Origin of the sequence: Chryseobacterium sp. Y16C (assembly GCF_022488405.1) — a bacterium.
Lineage (GTDB): Bacteria > Bacteroidota > Bacteroidia > Flavobacteriales > Weeksellaceae > Chryseobacterium > Chryseobacterium geocarposphaerae.
In genome coordinates this window covers 3002177-3025574 of the sequence record NZ_CP092711.1, presented here as the reverse complement: position 1 = coordinate 3025574, position 23398 = coordinate 3002177, and the positions used below count along the sequence as shown (strand labels likewise).

Here is a 23398-nt window from a genome sequence, read left to right as displayed (position 1 = left end):
TAAATAGGTAAAAAATGTCAGGACATTACGAAGCTCCGATAAGGGAACCTCTAATTATTGGTCACAAAACTTATCACGATATCACAGAAGATATTGCACGACCTATCGAAGAAAGAGCAGGTAAATTATGGTGGATCTCATTATATGCAGCCTTGGTTCTATTCATCTATGGATTCGGATGTATCGCTTATACTATCGGAACAGGTATTGGAGCATGGGGGCTTAACAGAACTATTAACTGGGGTTGGGATATCACCAACTTCGTATGGTGGGTAGGTATTGGTCACGCCGGAACCCTAATCTCAGCAGTATTATTATTATTTAGACAGAGATGGAGAATGTCTGTAAACAGATCTGCAGAGGCAATGACGATCTTTGCGGTTGTACAGGCGGCAATCTTCCCGGTAATTCACATGGGTAGAGTTTGGGTAGGATATTGGGTATTCCCTTTACCAAACCAGTTCGGTTCTCTTTGGGGGAACTTTAACTCTCCGCTACTTTGGGACGTATTTGCGATCTCTACGTATTTCTCAGTATCAACTGTATTCTGGTTCATGGGACTAATCCCTGACTTTGCAATGATCAGAGATAGAGCTAAAACTCCTTGGACTAAGAAAATTTATACATTCCTTGCATTCGGTTGGGGTGGTAAAGCAAAACACTGGCAAAGATTCGAAGAACTTTCTTTGGTTCTTGCAGGTTTGGCAACTCCACTTGTATTCTCAGTACACACTACCGTATCCTTCGACTTCGCGACTTCAGTAATTAAAGGGTGGCACTCTACAATCTATCCTCCTTACTTCGTTGCCGGTGCGATCTTCTCAGGATTTGCAATGGTACAGACCCTATTGTTGGTAGCTAGAAAAGTGTGTCACTTAGAAGAATATATTACAATGTATCATATCGAAATTATGAACATCGTAATTATCTTAACTGGTGGTATGGTAACTGTAGCTTACGCAACTGAATATTTCATTGGATGGTACTCAGGATCTAGATTCGAAGACTTCACATATCTTTCTCCGGGTGCTGCAGTAGGTCCTTACTGGTGGGCTTTCTGGTCACTAATCATCTGTAACCTTGTTGTTCCTGCTTCTTTCTGGTTCAAGAGACTAAGAACGAACATTATCTGGACATTCATCGTTGCATTGATCATCAATATCGGTATGTGGTTCGAGCGTTTTGATATCATCGTTATCAACCTTTCCAGAGACTACTTACCAGGATCTTGGACAATGTTTAAGCCAACGATCATTGATGTGGGTGTATACTTAGGAACAATCGGGTTCTTCTCTGTATTATTCTTATTATATGCAAGAACATTCCCTGTAATTGCACAGGCTGAATTAAAATCGATTTTGAAAATCTCAGGTGAAACTTATAAAGCAAAAGAAGGAGATGAGCACCACTAAAATTGTATACGGACTTTATGCTGACGACGACGATTTGATGAACGGCGTTAAGGCATTCAATGATAAAGGGATTAAAATAAACGAAGTTTATACTCCATTCCCGGTTCACGGACTAGATAAAGCTTTAGGGTTAAAGAAAACAAGAATTTCTGATGCTGCATTCATCTACGCGCTTTACGGTGTTACCATCGGTGCTACTGTAACTTGGTATGTGATGAATCATGACTGGCCTCAAAATATTGGTGGTAAACCAGCTTTTGACTGGGCTCACAATATGCCTGCATTTGTAGTTCCAATGTTTGAGCTTATGGTATTCTGTGCTGCTCACATGATGTCATTAACTTTCTTGGTAAGAAACAAAATGTATCCTGGAGCTCCTGCACAAAATCCTGATCCAAGAACAACGGATGATAAATTCATGATGGAATTCGTAACTGAAGATGTAGAATCTGTAAAGCAGTTGCTAATTGAAACTGGAGTTGAAGAAATAACTGTTAAAGATGCTTAAAATGAAAAAGAATGTATTAAGAATTACAGCAGTTTTAGGTTTAACAACAGTTTTACTTAACTCTTGCGGACCGAAAGAAAACACCCCATTGGTGTATTTCCCTGATATGTATTTTCCAGTAGCTTACGATCCGTTGATGAAAGCTCAGGATGCTTATTCAGATCATGAAAATGAAATTCCGGCATTTGTTAAAAATAATGGTGCAACAGGTCTTTCTCCGGTAGAAGGATCCGTACCTCAAAATAAAGACGGAGTTTTTGAAGAAAGTTTACTTCCAAAAACAACAGACGAGTACAACGCTGGTTATGAAGCTTCAAAAACGGTAACATCTTCTCCTTTGAATCCTGCCAATGCAGAAAAAGATATCGAAAGAGGGAAACTGTTATTTGAAAAAACTTGTGCTGCTTGTCACGGTGTAGGAGGGGACGGACAAGGACCTATCGTACAAAGTGGAGCATATTCTGGTGTACCAAATTATGCAGACAGAGACATTACTGTAGGATCTGTTCATTATGTGTTAACGAACGGTAGAAACAACATGGGATCTTACGCGGGTCAATTGAACGCAGGAGATAGATGGAGAGTAGCTATGTATGTGATGAGTGCTTTCAAAAAAGGAGCGGCAGCACCAGCAGCAGCGGCACCGGCAACAACTGAAACGACTACCGAAACTAAAAAATAAGAAAAGAAATGTATAGTTTTTCACCAAAATTAAAATCAACTTCTATAATCCTTCTTGTTGTAGGTTTAGTTCTATTTGGTATTGGTTTCTTTATGAATAAGGGACTTTCTACTGAAAAAATAGGAGAAATGATGGAGGCTGTTCATGCTTCTGGTCATACTGCACCTACACATTCAAGTGAAATGGTAGGACCTCAGGATCATGCTGCTCACCTTGAGCACGCTACTTTGCAGGTTCACAACCAGCCTTTAGCAGCAATACATTTCGTAGCTGTATTTTTCTTTGGAGTTAGCTGCTGTGTATTATTTTTCTATTCTATTCAGCACGCTGCACACGCAGGATGGCCAATCATTATTACAAGAGTAATGGAAGCTATTGCTTCTTATATTCCTTGGGGTGGTGCTATTTTAATTATCTTAATGATTTTAAATATCACTCATAATGGTCACTTATTCCATTGGATGGATCCTGAATTGACAGACCCGGAATCTGCTCACTTCGACGTGATCCTATTTGAAAAGAAAAGATTCTTAAATATACCTTTCTATGCAGTAAGAACTTTCATCTATGTATTGGGAGCATCTTTCTTCGCATGGAAACTGAAAGCTCAGTCTAAGAAAGTAGATGAGACAAAATCTAAAGTAGATTACCAAATGCTTTACAGATGGGCAGTAGGATATATCGCATTCTTCGGATTTGCTTCTGCAGCTTGGGCTTGGGACTGGTTGATGTCTATTGACCCTCACTGGTATTCTACAATGTATATTTGGTATTCAATGGTTAGCTGCCTTTCAAGTGGTATCGCAGTAATCATCCTTTTAAGTGTTTACCTAAAGAAAAATGGTTTCTTACCTCAGTTCAATGATAATCACTTGCACGATTTAGGGGTATTCCTTTTTGCTACAAGTATGCTTTGGACGTATACATGGTTCGCTCAGTTCATGTTGTACTGGTATGCTAACGTTCCGGAAGAGGTTAACTACTTCTTTGGAAGATTCCAACACTATTCTCCAACGTTCTTACCAATGCTTATTGTGAACTTCTTGTTACCATTATTGGTATTAGTAAGTAGCAGCATCAAGAGAAACTATAAAGTGGTTACAACAATGGCTGTAGTAGTTATTTGTGGTCACATCTTAGATTACTTCAACATGGTAATGCCGGGAACGGTAGGTCCATACTGGAACACTCCTGAAGTATTCTTATTAGTGGCAGGAGCTATCCTATTCGTAGCAGGATTATTTATGTTTACTGTGCTTTCAGCATTATCAAAACTTAAACTTATTCCTACAGGAAACCCATTCTTACACGAATCTGAAATTTATGAGTATCCTTTCTAAGGCCTTGTAACAAAATAAAATTATAAAAGACTGATTGTTAAAATGATCAGTCTTTTTTTATGCACTAAAGTGAAAAAATAGAAATGCTAAGCAACCTTTTTCAAATTGACTTGTCTTATCAATAGAGTTCTGATTTTAATTAAAAAACTAAAGCGATTATGAAAAAAAATATTCTTTTACTCTTATTACTGTTGTTCATTAGCTACGTTAATGCACAAACCATTACTTTTATTTCAGAGAAAACAAATAAACCCTTGCCTAAAGTCTCTGTTTTTGGAAAAGACGGAAGTATTGTGGCGTACTCAGATATTGATGGTAAAATTGAGAAACAAGCCATAAAGCCTGAACAGGAGAATTTTCAGCTGATTTATGATAATCTTTCTGTGGCCACTTTATCCTATGCTGATTTCGATAAAGAGGTTATTAAGATAAATGATCGTATAAAAGACATTGAAACGGTTATCATAAAAAACAATAAACCGGCGAAATACATTTTTGTAAAAGGTAATTTTAATACTTATGTAACGGTTAACAGTAAATTGAATTGCTACGCAGACGGAATAGTTACTTACATTTTTGATAATAAAACAAAAAAATTAAAAAGCACCAACGTCGGGCAATACCGTGTTTACAGACTGGAGGATGCTAAGTTTGATAAAAAACAAACAGCAATGTGGGATTATGATAAAACAATGGATATTCCGGATATGAAGGAAGTCGGAAATATCCTGGAATACAAAAGAAGAAATGCCGTCATTAAAGAATTAAAAGGAGAGCAGAAAGATCAGATCGAAATCACCGGGGAAGCTTTGCAGAAAAAAGAATTTGCTTTCTTCGGATACCGTTTTTTTGATGTTAAAAGCATTATCAACGCTTCATACGAAAAGTCAAGCCAAAAAACCTTGAGAGACCTATTGGAATTCAATGAAATTGGTTTCATCAAATTAAAGCATAAAACTGAGCCGGATTACAATCAATTAGTTCTTTACACCAACTTCTATCCTACAGAGTTAGACTTTAAAAATGATAATGACATCGAAAGAGTAAAGTTCAATACAGATAACAGCAACTATACAACACAATATTGGAAAGAAGCTTCTTTCCCCAATATGCAGACTATCTTTAGCTCTTTCTTTAAGGATGACCTGAAAGAGCAAGAAAATAAAAAATAAAACTGTCATTAATAAATGGTTTTACTAAATTTGCAGCAAACCAGAAAAAAATGAAAAAGTTTTCTTTTCTACTAATTCTCAGTTTATTGCTGTTTACAGCATGTAAAAAAGATCATGTAGATGCAACGAATACAAAAACATTACAGTCGAGTATCAATGATATGACTTCAAGTCTGCCTACCATTAAGCAGATTAAATTCAACGAAGCTTTATACATTTTAAAAACATTTGGAGTAGATGCAGATGGAGACATTAATGAGCTTAAAGCTTTAGGGCAATTGATTAACGGTAAAAAAGTTCCGGAAATCATGGCTATGGCAGATGAAGTGGCTCAGAAAAACGGGATAGAATGGGCAAGTACTGCCCCGCCTTCTTTAGGTGAAATGAATATTTTCGGAGATGATAAAGCAAAAGAAAGTGATCCGAATGATGTAAGAGCAAACTCATTAAGCATTCTTACAAGACCTACAGGAGATGACGGAACCGGAGCGCCGACTGCTCTGCAAATTATTCCGAGATTGGTAGATAACGCTGGAAATCCAGTAGCTTTCACAGGAGCAGGTTTAGAAGCAACTCTTGAAGTTTTTAGCAATGGAGTAAAACTGGCAACAGCAAAAAACCTTATGCAGGATAATAATTTTAAGGGATTTAACTTAAAGTTCTCTTCAATTCCGGCAGCTAAGGTAATCGATGGCAAAATTGATATTACGGTGTCTGTAAAAACGACTGCTAAAACCTTCAAGATGTCTAAGATAGGATTAGATGTTAACCCTGCAGCATTGAAGGTTCCGGAAGTTCCTAAAGTAGATTCTACTGCGGTTAATCAGGATCCTGCTGTAGTAGACCCGAATAATCCTGGAGCAACACCATCGACAACGCCTGCTGATCCGGTGGCGACACCTGCAACACCTGCAGCTCCTAAACAACCGACAGCTGATCCAAGATCTACAGTAAACAGCTTTTTAAATAATGTAAGCTCACAAAACCTTAAAGCAGCTTATAATGCATCAAGCAATCCAAGCTGGGGAAGCTATGAATCATTTTCAAATCCGAATTCAGGATTCGGAGCAGTGAAAAATGTAAGCGTTAAAAATATTACGACTAACGGAACCAGCACAAATTCGGCAAGTGTAAATGCAACCTACGACGTTACCGATAAAAGCGGAAAAACAACTTCATTGAAGGTAACTTTCGGGCTTAAAAATGTAAATGGCGACTGGAAGATTTCCAGCTATAAAATAAACCCATAAATGGCTTCACAGGACCTTATAAAAAAGCTTGAAAGTACAATTGAGAATATCCCTGATTTTCCAATTCCGGGAATTCAGTTTAAAGATATTTCTCCCATATTTCTGAATCCAAAACTGTATGAAGAAGTAATAGAGGATTTGGTAACTTTTAGCAAAGGGAAAATAGATGCTGTTTGCGGAATTGAAAGCCGCGGGTATTTATTCGGGATTGCGATTGCGGTTGCTTTGGAAGTACCGTTTATCTTAATCCGAAAAGCAGGAAAACTTCCGCCACCGATTATTTCAGAAAAATATGACCTCGAATACGGAAGTGCTATCATTGAAACCCGTGAAGGACAAATAAAGCCCGGACAAAGAGTTTTGATTCACGATGACCTTTTAGCAACAGGCGGAACTACAGAAGCCGCTGCGAAATTGGTCGAGAAACAAGGTGCAACCGTCTCACAATTCAGTTTCCTGATCGGATTGAAAGGATTGAGTGGCGATGAAAAACTGAAAAAGTTCGACGCAGAAATCTATCATATTTTAGAATACTAAAAATTTTCAAAACATAATTAAAGCTTCATAAACGCAATTTATGAAGCTTTTTTTATAAATGGTGATTAGCAATTTACGTCCTCCATATACTATTTATTCACTTTTATTAATAATACGCACAAAGTATTTTGTAAATCACTAAGAAACAATTAAATTTGCAGTTCAATTTTTAAAAACTTATGGCAAAATTGGAAAAGAATGCTCACAATGAGCAAGAAGGTAAAGAAACAGTAGAATTTTTTAAAGATCTTGACAGAGAAGCTTTAAACACTGAAAGATTTCTTGAAAAATACTCAAAACAAATAGGAATCGTTTTCGGAGTTTTGATTTTGGGAGTTTTAGGTTTTTTTGGCTATAAGCAATTTGTAGAAGCTCCAAAGAACGTAGAAGCTGTAAAAAGTTACCTTGCTGCACAGAAATATGCTGCTGAAGGAAAAGATAAAGAAGCTCTTGGTGGTAAATCTGCTGCTAATCCTGGGTTTTTAGGAACGTATGAAAACTATTCCGGAACTAAAGTAGGAAAACTTTCTGCTTACAATGCGGGGTTATTGAAATTTAAAGAAGGAAAGTTTCAGGAGGCATATGATCTTTTAGATAAATTCTCTTCAGACAATAAAACATTGATGGCTATGAAGTATGGTGCAATGGCAGATGCAAAATCAGGTCTTAACAAGAATGATGAAGCACTTACCTTATTAGATAAAGCTGCTTCTGCTTCTGATGATCCTTACACAAGCTATTATTTCACGAGAAAAGCAGGAATTGTAGCATTAGGGCTTAAGAAAAATGCTGAAGCTAAAAAGTATTTTGCTACAATTGACGAAAAATATCAGGACTACGACAACGGAATGTCTGATTCTTATATTGAAATGACTAAATATTATTAAAACATGGCAACAGTTAATCTTTCCGATTACAAGCCACTTCATATAACGAATGCCGATGAATTTTCAATCGGCATTGTTTTTTCTGAGTGGAATGATTTTGTAACGTACAATCTTCGTGATGCAGCATTGGAAATTCTTGAAAAAGAAGGGGTGAAAAAAGAGAATATTAGCCTTTTCTCAGTTCCCGGAGCATTTGAGTTAAACTATGCGAGTATGCAGCTTTGTAAAGAACGAAAATATGATGCAGTGATTGCAATTGGATGTGTGATTCGCGGAGAAACTCCTCATTTTGATTTTGTATGCTCTGCAGTAGCTCAGGGTATTAAGGATTGTAATGTTCTTACCGATACACCTACCATATTCTGTGTACTGACAGACGATACAAAAGAGCAGTCCATTGCAAGAAGTGGAGGAGATCTTGGAAACAAAGGAGTGGAAGCGGCAGTTACAGCGCTGAGAATGATCGATTTTAAGAAGAATTTATCCGGTAAAAAAGGAAACATCGGATTTGGACATTCTTAATTATAATAAAAAGAAAAAGGAGCTTAAATTAAGCTCCTTTTTTATTGTTTAATCTATAAGATGGGGAATAAATCGACTCTGATTATTGGTAATTAAATTAACCGATTCTCTGATTCCAATTCCGGCAGGTTCCTGACCAATGACCCAGCTCCCGATAATAGGATAGTTTCCATCGAAATTCGGAAGATCAAAAAGCTGTTGATAAATATATCCTTCTTTTCCATATACACCAGTGTTTTGCTCTAAAGGAATGTTATTTTTAAATAAAGTGACATTCGCTCCTTCTCTGGAATATATCGGCTTTTTTACAAAATCCTTTAAATGTTTTGGCTCAAAATATGATTCAAGGAGATAAGGATGATTCGGATATAGCTCCCAAAGAATGGGAAGGATCGCTTTAGATGAAAGCAGTAACTTCCAGGCCGGTTCTATCCATTGAGATCTGAAACCGTTTTTAATAAGCTTTTCTCCAAAACCATCATCAAGAATCCATTCATAAGGATATAATTTGAAAATATATTCCATAATGGATCTGTCTCCGGCAATGAATTCTTCAATATCTTCTGCCCAGCCGATATCCTGAATCGCAATAAATTCGGTATCAAATCCTGCCTGAGTAGCACAGTCTCTTAAATATTCCACATTGGTTACATCTTCAATATTGGTAAGCGATGCGAAATAAATATAATGAGGATTTATATAGTTTTTAAGATACTTCCAGTAATCAACCAGCTTTTCATGAATGGAATTGAACTGATCTTTGTAAGGAAACATCTCCTGAAGCCAGTACCATTGCACTACAGATGCTTCATATAACGATGTCGGAGTATCTGCATTGAATTCTAAAAGTTTTAGATTCTTACCATCAAAACCGAAATCAAACCTGCCATAGATAGAAGGATGATCCTCTTCCCAGCTTGTAATGATATAGTCTTTAAACCAGTCCGGAATATTGAATCGGTACCAAAGATTTTTTTCAATAATATAATCCACCGCTTCGAGACACATTTGCCAAAGTTCGGCAGTCGCATTTTCTATGGTGTTGATTTCTTCTGATGAGAATTGATAATAATGGCTTTCATCCCAGTAAAGACCTTCCAAAGAATGATATCCGAAGCCTAAATTCTCAAGTTTATGTTCCCAGTTTTTCCGGAAACCCGATGTAATTCTTTCCATAGTTATGAAGATGCTCTAAATCCGCTTCTGCCCAATCCGCCTCTTACTACATTTCCTTTATAGGTACTTCTGCCGACATTTGATTTGGAACTGATGGCATCACTGTAATATCCAGCCTTTTGATAAGAACCGTTGTGAAAAGAACCGTAAGGTCTGAATGCATGATACCAAAAATATCCGGGCATGAAACCATGACTTCTGGTATAAGAAGCTGTGGTATCAGATCTCATGTATACTTTTTTTTCAGTTTTCCATTGATCTTCAGGTTTGTTTTGGGTACATGAAGCAAGAAGCCCCGTTACAAAAAGCAATTTTATAGAACTTGATTTTTTCATTACTGAACGGTTATATAAAATTCGTAATCTTTTTTGGTCTTTGCACTTTGTTCATAGCCATCATTGTCTTCCGCAGTAACAAGCGTGTCTCCTAAGGAAGGAATGGTATCTGTTTTAATGATCTCTCTGAAAAGTTTGTTGTTTTTCCAGACCTTATGTTTGGTGATCAGAATGTCTGCGGTGTCGATATGCTTTACTGAAAGTTCTGTTTCAATAGACGCGTTTTTGTCGATACTGCTCACTTCATCTTCCTTAGATTCTTCATTACATGAGTTTAAACTTACGATTCCCAATAACAAAAAGAAAATTAGATTTTTTTTCACTTTAGTTTTAATTTTTCACAAAAGTAATTATTTAGTAATGATATTATTTTAAATTTACATATAAAATAAAACTAAAATATGAAATGGACAGACGATAGAAGCGGTAACGTAGAAGACAGGCGAGGTTCTGGTAGTGGCGGGGCAATTGTAGGAGGAGGGCTTGGTACGCTTATCATTGCTGCAATTGTATTTTTTCTGGGAGGAGATCCTTCTTCCATTCTTTCTTCAGGAAATATGGGAAATGGAGGAGCACAAACTGAACAACGGGAACTCAATGCGAATGAACTTAAAGTGAGAGAATTTGTTCAAATGGTAACCGCCGAAAATGAAGAAACCTGGACTAAAATTTTCGCTGAAAACGGAATAAAATATACTCCTGCAAGAGTCGTTTTATTTGAAAATACCACGCAATCCGGATGTGGAACGGCTCAATCTGCAATGGGACCTTTTTATTGTCCGGTAGATCAGACGGTGTATATGGATATGAGCTTTTTTAAAGAGCTGGAACAACGTTTTGGAGCGAAAGTGACCGAATTTTCCATAGCCTATGTAATGGCTCATGAAATGGGACACCATGTGCAAAACCTATTGGGAACTCTGAGCGAAACCGATAAAGCAAGAACAAGCGGAAATTATTCCGAAGCACAGGTGAATAAAGTCTCAGTTGCTACGGAACTCCAGGCAGATTTTTATGCGGGGGTTTGGGCAAAACAAACGGATAATAGAGAACATATATTAGAACCGGGAGATGTTCAGTCTGCCATAGATGCTGCAGAAGCGGTGGGAGATGATAATATCCAGAAAAGATCACAGGGATATGTAAATCAGGAAAGCTTCACGCACGGATCTTCCGCACAGCGTAAAGAATGGTTTATGAAAGGATATAATACCGGAGATATACGACAGGGGAATACCTTTAATCAAATTTTAGGTAATTAACCAAAATAAAAAATCCTGAAGAAAATCTTCAGGATTTTTTATTTATTGTAGTTCTATCGGATTGCTGTTTCTTTTAGCTTCTTCTTTTACTCTTTCTTCCATTCTCTTTCTCATATCACCGGGGTTTTGATTTCCACCGCCTCCGCCAATTCTCATTGGAGCATTAGGTCCGCTTCCGCCTTGATTCATGAACGACATCGGATCTGTTTTAAACTTCTCCTGTTGTTTTACAAAATCGGTTCTTTTTACTTTGATTAGATTTCCAAACTGATTTAAAGCAGGAATTTCTGAGATTTTATAGTTTTTCATCAAGTCAAATGAATAATCCCCTTTGTCATCCTCAGCTTTAACGATAAGTCCCGGAAGCCCGCTGAATTTATAAGGGCCATCCTGATACGGTAAATCTGTAGTAAACCAAACAGTCCATTTTCTTCCTCCGAACTCTGTTTCGGCTTTCTGAACTTTATAATCTCCGATTTTGGTCGTTTCAGAAGAAATTTTCCAATTAATCGGACGGTCTTCTTCATATACATAAATATCCCGGCCTAATCTGTCTTTATAAATTGTCTTTTGATTTTCCTTATCCTTTTCAATAGAGTAGTTGATGTTCGATCTCAGACTTTCCATCTGATCTCTGTTGAAACTTCCCCTTCCGCCTCCACTTTGAAAGGCTTTTTGCATAATAGAATCTCTTTTAAATCTGTTTTCAGAATAGAAAAGAGACTTTTCTGCCGAAATATCCAGGTAGGCATTTTCGGTCTTGACATCATTTTTATTGGAAGCATCCGGTTTCATGGTCACCTGATACACAAATCTGTTGGTTTGTGCAAAAGCTGTCTGCATGAATAACGCTAAAGCTATAATTCCTAACTTTTTCATTGATTTATATTTTTTATTTTAATTCAATTGGGTTTTGAGGGGCTGTGCTCATTATTGGAGGGCTGTTGCCATTTGAATTCATACTTGGCATTTGTTGTATTCCCTCATCCATTCCGCCACGGTGTCCCATACCGCCTTGCATTTCACTCATTCCTCCAGGCATTCCGCTTCCGTTCATACCACCGCCTCGGCGTCCTCCACCTCGGAAATTTTGTATTCCGTCTCCATTTCCGGCCATATTTTTTCTGTTTTTCGAGAATTCTAATTTCAATGCAGCTTTGTCGCCATTAAAATTAATTCTGGTACTTTGTTTCGCATCAGCGCTTATTGGTTCTTCAAAGGCATTTTGAAGAATCATTTTCTTTACAAGGTCAAACCTGTAATCTCCTTTATCATCTTCCAATTTTACAATGAGTCCGGGCAGGCCCGAAAATTTATAAGGCCCGTCTGAAATAGCAATGTCCTTTGTAAACCATGCGGTCCAGATTCTTCCTCCAAAATTCGCAACCGCTTTTTGAGCTAAATATCCATTTTGCTTTCCGGTGTCACTGGTGATTTCCCATTTTATCGGACGGTCTTCCTGATAATAAATTTGCTTTATACCGACTCTATCATGGTAGTAAACTTTTTGTTCAGGAATCTCTTTCGTGATGAAATATTCAAAGAAAGTTACTTCTGGTCTTTTGAGCTTTTCGGATTTTGAAAGATCTTTCTCTTCTTTTTTTCTGTTTTCTTTCTCTTCAGGTTTAAAAGATGCAAATAAAGAATCCCGTATTAATTTATTTTCGCTGATAAATAATGATCGGTTTGCTTTTACATCCAGGAAAGTTCTCTCCGTTTTCATCGTTACCAGATTGATAGAATCGGGGTTTACCGAAGTTTCATAAATATATCGCGTGGTCTGCCCGTAAGACTTTATTACTGAAAACAATACAAGGAAAACAAGTAGTTTCTGTTTCACTGCTAATTTTTTTAATAGATAAAAAATATTGTTTAAAGTTAAATCAAAAACGGAATCTGCAGATTTGAAAGGAAAAAATTATATATTTTTTAACATTACCCAACCTGTTAAGAATAATCTTATTACTAACAGAATCATTAAAATAGATATCTTCAATTTGAGATTGCGGAAATTAGTTCGTATTTTTGCATTATTAAATCATTCTAAATAAATACAATGATAAAAGTATCAGATCAAGCAAAAGCAAAAGCCATCCAACTGATGACAGAAGATGGTTTTAAACCTTTTGAAGACTATATAAGAGTGGGGGTAAAAAGCGGAGGATGCTCTGGTTTAGAATATGTTTTGAAGTTCGACAACGAAAAGACAGAGACAGATCAGGTTTTTGAAGACAATGACATCAAAATTATTGTAGATAAAAAATCAATTCTCTATTTAGCAGGTACCACTCTGGAATATTCAGGAGGTTTGAATGGAAAAGGATTTGTTTTTAACAATCCGAACGCATCAAGAACATGTGGGTGCGGAGAAAGTTTTTCTTTATAGAAAAGACATTAGATAATAGAAATCAGATCAATTTTCTGAAATCTACATCTGAAATCTAAAAAAAAGTAATGAGTAAATACACTGAAGACGATCTAAGAGTCGATCTAGAAAATAAAAAATATGAATTCGGTTGGGAAACGAAAATCGATTATGAAGATTTCCCGATTGGTTTAAATGAGGACATCATCCGTGCGATTTCTGCTAAAAAGGAGGAACCGGAATGGATGACAGAATGGCGTTTGGAATCTTTCAGAATCTGGTTGAAAATGGTAGAACCGGAATGGGCGAATATTAAATATGAAAAACCTGATTTTCAGGCGATAAAATATTATGCTGCTCCGAAAGTAAAACCAGAATTGGCGAGCCTTGATGAAGTAGATCCTGAATTGATCAAAACTTTTGAAAAATTAGGAATCAATATCGAAGAGCAGAAAAGACTTTCAGGAGTTGCTGTAGATATTGTAATGGACTCAGTTTCGGTAAAGACGACTTTTCAGGAGACATTGATGGAAAAAGGGATTATTTTCTGTTCGATTTCTGAGGCGATCAAAAATCATCCGGACTTAGTAAGGAAATATCTTGGAAAAGTAGTTCCGAGAGGAGATAATTTCTATTCAGCACTGAATTCTGCAGTATTCTCTGACGGAAGTTTCTGTTATATTCCAAAAGGAGTAAGATGTCCGATGGAATTATCTACCTATTTCCGTATCAACCAGGCAGGAACAGGTCAGTTTGAAAGAACACTTGTGATTGCAGACGAAGGAAGCTATGTTTCTTACCTTGAAGGGTGTACAGCACCATCAAGAGACGAAAATCAGCTTCACGCAGCCGTTGTTGAACTTATTGCAATGGATAATGCTGAAATTAAATATTCAACCGTACAAAACTGGTACCCGGGTAATGAAGAAGGAAAAGGAGGAGTTTTCAATTTTGTAACGAAAAGAGGGCTTTGCGAAAAGAATGCAAAAATCTCCTGGACACAGGTTGAAACTGGTTCTGCAGTAACGTGGAAATATCCTTCTTGTATTTTGAAAGGGGATAACTCGGTTGGAGAGTTTTATTCCATCGCGGTGACTAATAATCACCAATATGCAGATACAGGAACAAAGATGATCCACATCGGAAAGAATACAAAATCTACGATCATTTCTAAAGGGATTTCTGCAGGAAAGTCAAACAACTCATACAGAGGGTTGGTAAAAGTAATGCCGACTGCAAAGGGAGCGAGAAATTTCTCTCAGTGTGATTCTCTGTTAATGGGTAATGAATGTGGAGCACATACTTTCCCTTATATAGAGATCAAAGATCCTTCTGCACAACTGGAGCACGAAGCAACGACTTCAAAAATCGGGGAAGATCAGATTTTCTACTGTAACCAGAGAGGTATCGATACGGAAAGAGCAATTGCTCTGATCGTTAATGGTTTCAGTAAAGAAGTTTTAAATAAATTACCAATGGAATTTGCTATTGAAGCTCAAAAATTATTGGAGATTTCATTAGAAGGTTCTGTAGGATAAATTTTCACTCAGTTTGATAGTAATTTGTCATTCTGAACGAAGCAAAGCGAAGTGAAGAATCTTTTATTAAAAAAATAGATTTCTCCGTCGTCGAAATGATAAACTATACATTAAGGTTGATTTCAATTTTAATGTTTAAAAAAGAATAAAATAATATTTCATTCGCTAGCGTTAATGCCTTTGTTAATTGTGGTTTAGTGTTACAAAGGATATACTCAAAGTTTGACCTTGCGATAAATTTGAATGTATGTTAAATATAAAAAACTTGCACGCCAAAATTGAAGATGGCGCAGAAATTTTAAAAGGTATCAATCTTGAAATAAAGCCGGGAGAAGTTCATGCTATCATGGGGCCGAACGGAGCCGGTAAATCTACTCTTTCTTCTGTGATCGCAGGAAAAGAAGATTATGAGGTTACAGACGGAGAAATCATCTTCAGAGGTGAAGATATCATCGAAGATGCTCCCGAAGAAAGAGCTCACAAAGGAATTTTCCTTTCTTTCCAATATCCGGTAGAAATTCCGGGAGTGTCTGTAACGAACTTCATCAAAGCGGCGATGAATGAAAACAGAAAAGCAAACGGATTGGGAGAAATGCCTGCAAAAGAAATGCTGGCTTTAATCCGTGAAAAATCTGAAAAGCTTGGAATTAAAAAAGATTTCCTTTCAAGATCGTTAAACGAAGGTTTTTCGGGAGGTGAGAAGAAAAGAAACGAGATTTTCCAGATGATGATGCTGGATCCGAAACTGGCTATTCTTGACGAAACCGATTCAGGATTAGATATTGATGCATTGAGAATTGTTGCAGACGGTGTAAATGCGTTTAAAAATGAAGGAAACGCAGTTCTTTTGATTACACACTATCAGAGATTGCTTAATTATATTCAGCCTGACTTCGTTCATGTTCTGGCAAACGGAAAAATCATCAAAACTGGTGACAAATCTCTTGCTTTGGAGCTTGAAGAAAAAGGATATGACTGGCTTCTTAACTAAGAAGAAATCAACTGTCACAGAGATTAAAAATTTTTCGTTGTCATTCTGAATGAAGCGTAGCGAAATGAAGAATCTCTAATCATACAATTAGATTCCTCATTCTCCGGAATGACAATGTTTTAGCTCAAATAAAAGGAAAAATGGTGCAAACCACAGATATACCAGTAATGGCATTAAAAGAACAGATTACAGAAAACCATAATGAATTTTTGGAGAGTCTTCATCACAGATTTTTAGATGAAGAAAGAAAAGCAGCTCTTCAGCGATTCGAAAGTGTTGGTTTTCCGACAAAAAAAGACGAAGAATATAAATATACCAGCTTAAAGGAGATTACTGAAAAGGAATATAACTTTTTCCCGAAAGAAAGTCACAATATCACCAAGGAACAGTTGGATCAATTGCATTTAGGCGAAGAAAATTTTGACTGGATCACTTTCGTAAACGGTAAACTTCATAAAGAATTATCAAAAGTTTCGATTGAAAATGTTGAATTTCTTTCATTCAACTATGCGTTGAACGACGAGAAGCATAAAGATGTTTTCGACAAATATTTCAATACAATTGCTGGCGACAAATCAGCTTTTACCAATTTGAACCAAGCTTATTGTAAGTATGGTTTCTTCCTGAAAGTTCCTAAAAATGTAGTGATTGAAAAACCGATTCATGTTTTTTACATTTCTCAGAATCAGGAAGAAAATACATTTTATAATACAAGAAACTTATTAATTGTAGAAGAGGGTGCAAAAGTGGAGATCATTGAAAGTCATCATAATTTTGACAGTACGTATGTGTTGACAAATTCTGTAACTGAAATTTTCACATATCCGAATGCAAAAGCAGACTGGCATAAACTACAGAACGATAACGACACTTCTTACTTAATTGATAATACTTTCGCAAAACAGGAAAAAGACAGTTTAACGACTGTGAACACATTCTCTTTCGGAGGTAAATTGGTAAGAAACAACCTGGATTTCATTCAGAACGGATCGAATATCAACTCATTCATGAACGGAATCACGATTATCGGGAAAGATCAGTTGGTAGATCACCACACGGCGGTTCACCACAATCAGCCGAACTGTGAAAGCTATCAGAACTATAAAGGTATTTTCAACGGGAAATCTCACGGGGTTTTCAACGGGAAAGTATTTGTAGATAAGATTGCTCAGAAAACGAATGCTTATCAGCAAAACAACAATGTTTTATTAAGCGAAGGAGCAACCATTGATACAAAACCTCAGCTTGAGATTTTTGCAGATGATGTGAAGTGTTCTCATGGTTGTACAGTAGGTCAGCTGAATGAAGATGCTTTATTCTATCTGAGAGCAAGAGGTATTTCTAAAAAAGAAGCTCAGGCGTTACTTTTGTATGCTTTTGCAAACGATGCTATGCAAAATATTGATATTGAACCTCTAAAAGAAAAAATTTCTAAGCTGCTGGCTGAAAAATTAGAAGTAGATATTGAATTTTAATCAATATTTTATCATATAAAAAAAGCACTTCAGTCTGAAGTGCTTTTTACTTTTCTTTAACAATAAGTATTAAGAAAAAGCCGTAAATTTGAAGAGTTCTAAATAAGGACGTTTTAATTTAAAATTTTAATAAATGTTTGACATTCAGGAAATCAGAAGTCAGTTTTCTATATTAGATCAGAAGGTGAATGGTAAACCTTTAGTTTACTTAGATAATGCAGCAACATCTCAGAAACCCAATTCGGTTTTAGAGGTTTGGAATACATATTATACAGAGATCAATGCTAATGTACACAGAGGAATTCATACATTAAGCCAGTTAGCAACAGAAGAGATGGAGCTTTCAAGAAGAAAGATTCAGAAGTTCATCAATGCAAAGCATGATTTTGAAGTTATTTTTACAAAAGGAACAACGGAAGGATTAAACCTTATCTCTTATATTTTAACTCAGAAATTAAAGAAAGACGATGAAATTATCATCTCTTATCTTGAACACCACTCGAATATCGTTCCATGGCAAATGCTTTGTGAAAGAACCGGGGCGAAATTACGAGTAATTCCGATTGATGAAAACGGAATTCTTCAGTTGGATAAGTTGGATGAATTTCTAAGTGAAAGGACGAAAGTGGTTTCGGTTAATCAGGTTTCAAATGCGTTGGGAATTGTAAATCCTGTTGAAGAAATTATTGCTAAAACAAGAGCAAATTCCAATGCTTATATTGTTATTGACGGAGCTCAGTCTGCACCGCATTTTACCATTGATGTTCAAAAATTGGATTGTGATTTCTTTGTATTTTCAGGTCATAAAATGTACGCTCCGATGGGAACTGGGATTTTATACGGAAAGCAGGAAGTTCTTGAAGATCTGCCGCCGTTTCACGGAGGAGGTGAGATGATTGCAACCTGTTCTTTTGACGGAACAACTTACGCGGGACTTCCGTTTAAATTTGAAGCAGGAACTCCGAATGTAGGAGGAAATATTGCATTGGGAGCAGCAGTTGATTTTATACAAAAAGTAGGACAGGAGAATATTCAGAATCATGAAAATGCTTTGTTGGAATATGCTCAAAGACAGCTTTTGGAAATCGGAGGACTGAAAGTATATGGTGAAAAAGCTCGTAGAACAGGCGTTGTTTCTTTTAATCTTGAAGGAGTGGGAATTGCATCTGATGTAGGAATGATCCTTGATAAAATGGGAATTGCTGTAAGAACGGGACACCATTGTACACAGCCCATTATGAATTTCTTTAATATCGCAGGAACGGTAAGAGCCAGCTTCGCAGTCTACAATACTTTCAATGAGATTGATTCACTCGTAGAAGGGGTGAAAAAAGCACAGCGAATGCTAAGTTAATTCTAAATAAAATAAAAGACACCTCCGAATCAGAGGTGTTTTTTATTTACTATTTCCAGAATTCCCACCACTTAGGGTATACTTTTGCCGGTTTAGGCTTACTTTGTGTTTGAGTTGGAGGATTTCTGAAATGAACTCCAGGATTGGTAATATTTAATTTATCAAAAATAGTTTTGGCATGTCTGTCGCCTTGAAGGAATCCCTTGATAAACATGGCCACCATATTTTTATGGCCTTCCGGGAATTTATCTATATTATTTTCAATGAAATTTAAAACATATCCTCTTTTTTCTTTATGTGAAGTTCCTATTTTCAGATAAAACTGAAGTGCATTTGAGCCCCGGAATTTACCGTCGGTCAGAATGATTTCTTCAAGATAGTGCATTTGTTCATCTTTATAATGCTGAGCGATCATAATAAGAATAATATAAAGAAACTCTTCGGAAAGCTCTCTGGAGTTTAGTCCGAATTCAGATTCAAAAAGATAGATGTCCGTTATTTCATTCAGGTTAGGAATTCTGGATGCTTCTTCCATCCTTTCCAGTGCAGTAACAATTTCTTCACTTACGATATTATTTTTTCTTTTTTGTAAAAAGAATTTTGCACTTTTTAATATTTCATCGTATACTTCATTATTGATAGTTTGCCTTTGTGCCGCAGATTGTCTCTTGTATTCTTCAATGTCAAATTCAGTGTTTTCTGTCATTTTATTATGGTATTAATTTTATTGATAATAGATGTTAACAATATAACAAATTTAAAATTTAGTATCTGAATATCACGTCGCATGGAGTAATTTTGTTCAGTCAAAATTTAATGCATGGAATTAATTGAAAAATTGAACTGGAGATTTGCAACTAAAGCAATGAACGGTCAAAAAGTACCACAGGAAAAAGTGGATAAAATATTAGAGGCAGCAAGATTAGCACCTACATCAAGCGGACTTCAGCCTTTTGAAATCATCGTGATTACCAATCCGGAAATCAAGGAACAAATTAAACCTCACGCATGGAATCAACCACAGATAACAGACTGTTCTCATCTTTTGGTTTTTGCGGCTTGGGACACATACACAGAGGAAAGAATCAATAAAATGTTTGATCTGACAAATGATATCAGAGGTTTTAAGAACGAAGGCTGGGAAAATTACAGACAGATGCTGTTGAGTACCTATCCACAAAGATCTGCTGAAGAAAACTTTACTCATGCCGCTAAGCAGGCTTATATTTCATTCGGTGCTGCCATTATCGCTGCAGCATTCGAAGAGGTAGATTCTACGCCGATGGAAGGCTTTTCTCCGGAAGAAGTGGATAAAGTGTTAAACTTAAAAGAAAAAGGCCTGAAAAGCGTTCTGCTGCTGCCGTTAGGTTACAGAGATGCTTCAAACGATTGGCTGGTAGACCTTACTAAAGTGAGAAAACCAAAAGAAGATTTCATTACAGAAGTCAATTAAAATTTTACTCAAATAAAATCCCTTTCAGTAATTGAAAGGGATTTTATTTTGGTTTCCCACAGATTACACAAATTTCACAGAATAAATAATCAGTGTGATCTGCGTAATCTGTGGGAAAATATTTTAGAATTAAATATTCGGCTTCCAGTCTACTACAGCTCTGATAAAGGCTTCTGCATTTTCTACAGGAATATTAGGTAAAATTCCGTGACCTAAATTCGCGATATATCTGTCTTTTCCGAAACGGTTAATCATTTCAGTCACCATCTTTTTAATAGTTTCAGGGGTAGAATGTAATCTTGCAGGATCAAAATTTCCCTGTAGCGTCATCGTGTGATTCGTTAATGTTCTTGCAAATTCAGGTTTGATCGTCCAGTCAACACCTAAAGCAGAAACCGGAGATTGTACCATATCTTCCAAGGCGAACCAGCATCCTTTACCAAAAACAACAACGTGAGTTAAAGGGCTTAAAGCTTCAACGATCTGGTTGATATATTTCCAAGAGAATTCCTGATAATCAGCCGGAGAAAGCATTCCTCCCCAAGAATCGAAAACCTGAACCGCAGAAACCCCTTTTTCCACTTTTCTTTTCAGATAAGCGATGGTAGTATCTGTAATTTTCTGAAGTAATAAATGGGCAGCTTCTGGTTGCTGGAAACAGAAAGATTTAGCAATATCAAATGCCTTACTTCCTTTTCCTTCTACGCAATAGCAAAGAATTGTCCATGGAGAACCTGCAAAACCAATCAATGGAATTTCATTGTCTAATTTTTGCAACGTCAGTTCAATGGCGTCAAAAACGTACCCTAACGTATCATTCACATCCGGAACCACAACATTCTGAACCTGCTCCATTGTTCTGATCGGAGTATCCAGCCACGGGCCAACAGATTCTTTCATTTTAAAGTCAATTCCCATTGCTTGCGGAACCACCAAAATATCAGAAAATAAAATCGCAGCATCCAGCGGAAACCTTCTGATTGGCTGTACTGTAATTTCAGAAGCCAGTTCCGGAGTCTGACATCTTGTGAAGAAATCATATTGATCACGCAGCGCAATGAATTCCGGTAAATATCTTCCCGCTTGTCTCATCATCCAAACTGGTGGTCTTTCTACGGTTTCTCCGCGAAGTGCTTTTAAGTATAGGTCGTTCTTAATCATAATATAATAGACTGATATTGCCAAAAGACAATTAAATATTCAATTTTTGTTTAAAATTTCCTTTTTAATCAGTTTCAAAACAGACATCAGATTGTTTCCTTCTGAAACTAAAATCGGGTTTGAAGTGTACTTTCTTAATTCATTGGCCGTGGTTTCACCAATTGAAACAAGTTGCATATCCTCAAAGGAATTTCGATTTGCAAAACTACGAACTCCGCTCGGACTAAAAAATACAGTGACATGATATTTTTCATTTATCAACGGATTGATTTGCTCTGTGTTGTAAATGGTGACTTTTTTATAGCTGATGTTTTGTAAAGGAAGATTTTCGTCAAGCACGTCCAGTGCTATGTTTCCACAGAAGTGTAAAAATTTTTCATGCTGACAGTGGGTTATAATAAATTTTGAAAGGGTGTCGGCATTTTTCAGCATTTTAAAAGTACCAAAGCCGTTTTTTCTTAATTCACGTTTTGTTTTTTCACCCACACAGTAAATTTTATTGTAGTTTTTTGCTGTAAAATTTTCGTTGGGCTTAAATCCGTTTTTAAAAAAGGAATTTACTCCTTTTGCGCTTGTAAAAATCAATGAATAATTTTTCAGATCAAACGGTTTTACCTTTATAGGATTTGTTTTAATTACCTCGACGCATTCAACCAAGATATCCTCTCCTAATTCTTCGGATATAACAGCTGGATCTATGGTTTTGGTAAATAAAATCTTCATTAAGGTTGGTCTTTTAAATGTAAATCGGCGACCTGAAGTCTCACTCTGTTCATGAAATCTTTTCCCGGATCTTCTTTTCCCGTGAAATATTTGGGATCAGATTCTTTCCAGAGTTTTGAGTTTCTGAAAATACCATACTCCGAATGGCCGATAAGATATTCAATTTTATATTTCTGAGTTAAATATCGTACGAGTTGTGCATTAGCTACAACTTGTTTTTCTGTAAGCGGGTCCTTTTTACTTCCGATATTTTCAATCCCTATTGCACAGTAATTTAATCCTATGGTATGTCTTGCGAATTGAGTAGGCTCCATTAACTGGTAAATTGTACCGTCACGATCAATAATGAACTGGGAAGAAACATTTAGTGTACTTTGCTTCTTTAACGTACTTCTTCCGCTTTCCAGCGTTGCTTTATTAAAATATTTGAAATTACTTTCTATATTTCCGCCTGCAGTATAATGAAGAACGATCATTTTAGGAACTATCGTCGGTGTTTTTTGGACCAATCCGTGATGTTCCTTCAGATATTCTAAACTTAATCGAACTCTTTCCTCAGAATAGTTGATCGGTTTATTAATGATTTTCAGTTCGTTTTTCTGTCCTGCTGCAAAACCTATTATCAATATAAATAGAAAGCTAATACTATTTTTCATACTCTTTATTTCTGATATTGATAATGTCCGGTAATGGTAAATTTAAATAAACAGTCTTCAATAACCTGTCCTCCTCCGATATTATGAACAATTAAATATCGTTTTCCGTCTGCCGATTTTCTGTTGACCACAATACCGATGTGCGTTAAATTTCCGGGTAAAATCCAGGTTACAATATCTCCGGGAACATACAGTTCCGGTTTGGTTTCTATTGATTTTGATTTTCCGAACCTGGCAAAGAATACCCTTAAATTAGGAACTCTGCGATGATCAATATTGGCGTCGGTCTTTTTCAAGCCCCATGTTTTAGGATATTTTGAAAAATTTTTCACCATATCTTCATGCACCTCTTTCTGAAGATCAATTCCCAGTTTTCTGTACGCTCTGATGACAACATCGGTGCATACTCCTTTATCCGAGGGAATATCTCCGTTCGGATATTTGACCGTAAAATAAGCGGGATCGTAGGTAACTTTGTCTTTTGTTAAACTTAAAGCGGCATCAGAAAGCTTTTGGGCAAACTGATTCTGTGCTTTTAAATTTAAGACACAAAACATAATGATAAGAATGGTGAAATACTTTCTCATTATTCAGGAATT

26 protein-coding genes are annotated in these 23398 nt (G+C 36.4%); 16 read left to right on the top strand and 10 right to left on the bottom strand.

Annotated features, from left to right (window positions below; all coding sequences use genetic code 11):
- Positions 1-14: 14 nt before the first annotated feature.
- The 9 genes from nrfD to ribH all read left to right on the top strand — a co-directional run bounded on the left by nrfD (position 15) and on the right by ribH (position 8310).
- The gene (nrfD, locus tag MKS83_RS13540; protein ID WP_050021927.1) at positions 15-1412 is read left to right on the top strand and encodes an NrfD/PsrC family molybdoenzyme membrane anchor subunit; all 1398 of its coding nucleotides are present in this window, start codon (positions 15-17) and stop codon (positions 1410-1412) included.
- On the top strand, positions 1399-1920 hold the full coding sequence (locus tag MKS83_RS13535; protein ID WP_100377424.1) for a DUF3341 domain-containing protein: 522 nt from the start codon (positions 1399-1401) through the stop codon (positions 1918-1920). The genes nrfD and MKS83_RS13535 overlap by 14 nt, the downstream gene beginning before the upstream one ends.
- Entirely contained in the window at positions 1913-2602 is a 690-nt protein-coding gene (locus MKS83_RS13530; protein ID WP_100377423.1) for a c-type cytochrome, read from the top strand. Before MKS83_RS13535 ends, MKS83_RS13530 begins: the two co-directional genes overlap by 8 nt.
- Positions 2603-2610: 8 nt before the next feature.
- Positions 2611-3942, top strand: coding sequence for a quinol:cytochrome C oxidoreductase (locus tag MKS83_RS13525; protein WP_240580125.1), 1332 nt, complete (start codon positions 2611-2613; stop codon positions 3940-3942).
- A 158-nt stretch (positions 3943-4100) separates the two neighbouring features.
- Positions 4101-5114: a hypothetical protein gene (locus tag MKS83_RS13520; protein ID WP_240580124.1), complete on the top strand. Its 1014-nt coding sequence runs from the start codon at positions 4101-4103 to the stop codon at positions 5112-5114.
- Positions 5115-5164: 50 nt separating this feature from the next.
- Positions 5165-6364 carry a hypothetical protein gene (locus MKS83_RS13515; RefSeq protein WP_240580123.1) on the top strand — a complete coding sequence of 400 codons (1200 nt, stop codon included), beginning with the start codon at positions 5165-5167 and terminating at the stop codon, positions 6362-6364.
- Positions 6365-6901 (top strand): adenine phosphoribosyltransferase, encoded by a 537-nt coding sequence (locus MKS83_RS13510; RefSeq protein ID WP_240580122.1) that lies wholly within the window; start codon positions 6365-6367, stop codon positions 6899-6901.
- A gap of 179 nt (positions 6902-7080) precedes the next feature.
- Entirely contained in the window at positions 7081-7788 is a 708-nt protein-coding gene (locus tag MKS83_RS13505) for a tetratricopeptide repeat protein (protein WP_240580121.1), read from the top strand.
- A 3-nt stretch (positions 7789-7791) separates the two neighbouring features.
- On the top strand, positions 7792-8310 hold the full coding sequence (gene ribH, locus MKS83_RS13500) for a 6,7-dimethyl-8-ribityllumazine synthase (protein ID WP_100377417.1): 519 nt from the start codon (positions 7792-7794) through the stop codon (positions 8308-8310).
- A 48-nt stretch (positions 8311-8358) separates the two neighbouring features.
- Here ribH and MKS83_RS13495 read toward each other — a convergent pair whose 3' ends face one another.
- The 3 genes from MKS83_RS13495 to MKS83_RS13485 are packed head-to-tail and all read right to left on the bottom strand — an operon-like array spanning position 8359 to position 10144.
- Positions 8359-9486, bottom strand: a complete 1128-nt coding sequence (locus MKS83_RS13495) for a glutathionylspermidine synthase family protein (RefSeq protein WP_317224441.1) — start codon at positions 9484-9486, stop codon at positions 8359-8361.
- A 2-nt stretch (positions 9487-9488) separates the two neighbouring features.
- Positions 9489-9821 carry a hypothetical protein gene (locus MKS83_RS13490; RefSeq protein ID WP_240580120.1) on the bottom strand — a complete coding sequence of 111 codons (333 nt, stop codon included), beginning with the start codon at positions 9819-9821 and terminating at the stop codon, positions 9489-9491.
- Positions 9821-10144: a hypothetical protein gene (locus MKS83_RS13485; RefSeq protein ID WP_240580119.1), complete on the bottom strand. Its 324-nt coding sequence runs from the start codon at positions 10142-10144 to the stop codon at positions 9821-9823. Before MKS83_RS13485 ends, MKS83_RS13490 begins: the two co-directional genes overlap by 1 nt.
- A 78-nt stretch (positions 10145-10222) precedes the next feature.
- Between MKS83_RS13485 and MKS83_RS13480 the strand changes: the two genes are divergently transcribed.
- On the top strand, positions 10223-11083 hold the full coding sequence (locus MKS83_RS13480) for a neutral zinc metallopeptidase (protein WP_240580118.1): 861 nt from the start codon (positions 10223-10225) through the stop codon (positions 11081-11083).
- Positions 11084-11125: 42 nt separating this feature from the next.
- Here MKS83_RS13480 and MKS83_RS13475 read toward each other — a convergent pair whose 3' ends face one another.
- Together MKS83_RS13475 and MKS83_RS13470 are read right to left on the bottom strand one after the other, a co-directional pair.
- Positions 11126-11962 carry a GLPGLI family protein gene (locus MKS83_RS13475; RefSeq protein WP_240580117.1) on the bottom strand — a complete coding sequence of 279 codons (837 nt, stop codon included), beginning with the start codon at positions 11960-11962 and terminating at the stop codon, positions 11126-11128.
- Between the two features lie 13 nt (positions 11963-11975).
- Positions 11976-12923 carry a GLPGLI family protein gene (locus MKS83_RS13470; protein WP_240580116.1) on the bottom strand — a complete coding sequence of 316 codons (948 nt, stop codon included), beginning with the start codon at positions 12921-12923 and terminating at the stop codon, positions 11976-11978.
- Between the two features lie 216 nt (positions 12924-13139).
- On the opposite strand from MKS83_RS13470, the gene MKS83_RS13465 reads away from it, so the two are divergent.
- The 5 genes from MKS83_RS13465 (at position 13140) to MKS83_RS13445 (ending at position 18806) form a co-directional block, all read left to right on the top strand.
- Positions 13140-13469 (top strand): HesB/IscA family protein, encoded by a 330-nt coding sequence (locus tag MKS83_RS13465; protein WP_240580115.1) that lies wholly within the window; start codon positions 13140-13142, stop codon positions 13467-13469.
- 68 nt (positions 13470-13537) lie between these two features.
- On the top strand, positions 13538-14986 hold the full coding sequence (gene sufB / locus MKS83_RS13460) for a Fe-S cluster assembly protein SufB (RefSeq protein WP_100377407.1): 1449 nt from the start codon (positions 13538-13540) through the stop codon (positions 14984-14986).
- Positions 14987-15233: 247 nt separating this feature from the next.
- Positions 15234-15977, top strand: coding sequence for a Fe-S cluster assembly ATPase SufC (sufC, locus tag MKS83_RS13455; protein WP_100377406.1), 744 nt, complete (start codon positions 15234-15236; stop codon positions 15975-15977).
- A 167-nt stretch (positions 15978-16144) separates the two neighbouring features.
- A complete protein-coding gene (gene sufD, locus MKS83_RS13450; protein WP_240583193.1) occupies positions 16145-17452 on the top strand; it encodes a Fe-S cluster assembly protein SufD in 1308 nt (435 codons plus the stop codon).
- Positions 17453-17585: 133 nt separating this feature from the next.
- Entirely contained in the window at positions 17586-18806 is a 1221-nt protein-coding gene (locus tag MKS83_RS13445) for an aminotransferase class V-fold PLP-dependent enzyme (RefSeq protein WP_240580114.1), read from the top strand.
- A 49-nt stretch (positions 18807-18855) separates the two neighbouring features.
- On the opposite strand, the gene MKS83_RS13440 is transcribed toward MKS83_RS13445, so the two are convergent.
- A complete protein-coding gene (locus MKS83_RS13440) occupies positions 18856-19512 on the bottom strand; it encodes a hypothetical protein (RefSeq protein WP_240580113.1) in 657 nt (218 codons plus the stop codon).
- A 114-nt stretch (positions 19513-19626) separates the two neighbouring features.
- On the opposite strand from MKS83_RS13440, the gene MKS83_RS13435 reads away from it, so the two are divergent.
- Positions 19627-20259 carry an NAD(P)H-dependent oxidoreductase gene (locus MKS83_RS13435; RefSeq protein WP_240580112.1) on the top strand — a complete coding sequence of 211 codons (633 nt, stop codon included), beginning with the start codon at positions 19627-19629 and terminating at the stop codon, positions 20257-20259.
- Positions 20260-20388: 129 nt separating this feature from the next.
- On the opposite strand, the gene hemE is transcribed toward MKS83_RS13435, so the two are convergent.
- The 4 genes from hemE to MKS83_RS13415 are packed head-to-tail and all read right to left on the bottom strand — an operon-like array spanning position 20389 to position 23386.
- The gene (gene hemE / locus MKS83_RS13430; protein WP_240580111.1) at positions 20389-21420 is read right to left on the bottom strand and encodes a uroporphyrinogen decarboxylase; all 1032 of its coding nucleotides are present in this window, start codon (positions 21418-21420) and stop codon (positions 20389-20391) included.
- A gap of 39 nt (positions 21421-21459) precedes the next feature.
- Positions 21460-22143, bottom strand: coding sequence for a uroporphyrinogen-III synthase (locus tag MKS83_RS13425; protein ID WP_240580110.1), 684 nt, complete (start codon positions 22141-22143; stop codon positions 21460-21462).
- On the bottom strand, positions 22143-22799 hold the full coding sequence (locus tag MKS83_RS13420; RefSeq protein WP_240580109.1) for an N-acetylmuramoyl-L-alanine amidase: 657 nt from the start codon (positions 22797-22799) through the stop codon (positions 22143-22145). Before MKS83_RS13420 ends, MKS83_RS13425 begins: the two co-directional genes overlap by 1 nt.
- Before the next feature lie 5 nt (positions 22800-22804).
- A complete protein-coding gene (locus MKS83_RS13415) occupies positions 22805-23386 on the bottom strand; it encodes a DUF1287 domain-containing protein (protein WP_240580108.1) in 582 nt (193 codons plus the stop codon).
- Positions 23387-23398 lie beyond the last annotated feature (12 nt).

Bases quoted from the DNA above. Each gene is read 5' to 3' on its own strand.
- nrfD (WP_050021927.1), top strand. From the start codon at position 15: ATGTCAGGACATTACGAAGCTCCGATAAGGGAACCTCTAATTATTGGT.
- MKS83_RS13535 (WP_100377424.1), top strand. From the start codon at position 1,399: ATGAGCACCACTAAAATTGTATACGGACTTTATGCTGACGACGACGAT.
- MKS83_RS13530 (WP_100377423.1), top strand. From the start codon at position 1,913: ATGCTTAAAATGAAAAAGAATGTATTAAGAATTACAGCAGTTTTAGGT.
- MKS83_RS13525 (WP_240580125.1), top strand. From the start codon at position 2,611: ATGTATAGTTTTTCACCAAAATTAAAATCAACTTCTATAATCCTTCTT.
- MKS83_RS13520 (WP_240580124.1), top strand. From the start codon at position 4,101: ATGAAAAAAAATATTCTTTTACTCTTATTACTGTTGTTCATTAGCTAC.
- MKS83_RS13515 (WP_240580123.1), top strand. From the start codon at position 5,165: ATGAAAAAGTTTTCTTTTCTACTAATTCTCAGTTTATTGCTGTTTACA.
- MKS83_RS13510 (WP_240580122.1), top strand. From the start codon at position 6,365: ATGGCTTCACAGGACCTTATAAAAAAGCTTGAAAGTACAATTGAGAAT.
- MKS83_RS13505 (WP_240580121.1), top strand. From the start codon at position 7,081: ATGGCAAAATTGGAAAAGAATGCTCACAATGAGCAAGAAGGTAAAGAA.
- ribH (WP_100377417.1), top strand. From the start codon at position 7,792: ATGGCAACAGTTAATCTTTCCGATTACAAGCCACTTCATATAACGAAT.
- MKS83_RS13495 (WP_317224441.1), bottom strand. From the start codon at position 9,486: ATGGAAAGAATTACATCGGGTTTCCGGAAAAACTGGGAACATAAACTT.
- MKS83_RS13490 (WP_240580120.1), bottom strand. From the start codon at position 9,821: ATGAAAAAATCAAGTTCTATAAAATTGCTTTTTGTAACGGGGCTTCTT.
- MKS83_RS13480 (WP_240580118.1), top strand. From the start codon at position 10,223: ATGAAATGGACAGACGATAGAAGCGGTAACGTAGAAGACAGGCGAGGT.
- MKS83_RS13475 (WP_240580117.1), bottom strand. From the start codon at position 11,962: ATGAAAAAGTTAGGAATTATAGCTTTAGCGTTATTCATGCAGACAGCT.
- MKS83_RS13465 (WP_240580115.1), top strand. From the start codon at position 13,140: ATGATAAAAGTATCAGATCAAGCAAAAGCAAAAGCCATCCAACTGATG.
- sufB (WP_100377407.1), top strand. From the start codon at position 13,538: ATGAGTAAATACACTGAAGACGATCTAAGAGTCGATCTAGAAAATAAA.
- sufC (WP_100377406.1), top strand. From the start codon at position 15,234: ATGTTAAATATAAAAAACTTGCACGCCAAAATTGAAGATGGCGCAGAA.
- sufD (WP_240583193.1), top strand. From the start codon at position 16,145: ATGGCATTAAAAGAACAGATTACAGAAAACCATAATGAATTTTTGGAG.
- MKS83_RS13445 (WP_240580114.1), top strand. From the start codon at position 17,586: ATGTTTGACATTCAGGAAATCAGAAGTCAGTTTTCTATATTAGATCAG.
- MKS83_RS13440 (WP_240580113.1), bottom strand. From the start codon at position 19,512: ATGACAGAAAACACTGAATTTGACATTGAAGAATACAAGAGACAATCT.
- MKS83_RS13435 (WP_240580112.1), top strand. From the start codon at position 19,627: ATGGAATTAATTGAAAAATTGAACTGGAGATTTGCAACTAAAGCAATG.
- hemE (WP_240580111.1), bottom strand. From the start codon at position 21,420: ATGATTAAGAACGACCTATACTTAAAAGCACTTCGCGGAGAAACCGTA.
- MKS83_RS13425 (WP_240580110.1), bottom strand. From the start codon at position 22,143: ATGAAGATTTTATTTACCAAAACCATAGATCCAGCTGTTATATCCGAA.
- MKS83_RS13420 (WP_240580109.1), bottom strand. From the start codon at position 22,799: ATGAAAAATAGTATTAGCTTTCTATTTATATTGATAATAGGTTTTGCA.
- MKS83_RS13415 (WP_240580108.1), bottom strand. From the start codon at position 23,386: ATGAGAAAGTATTTCACCATTCTTATCATTATGTTTTGTGTCTTAAAT.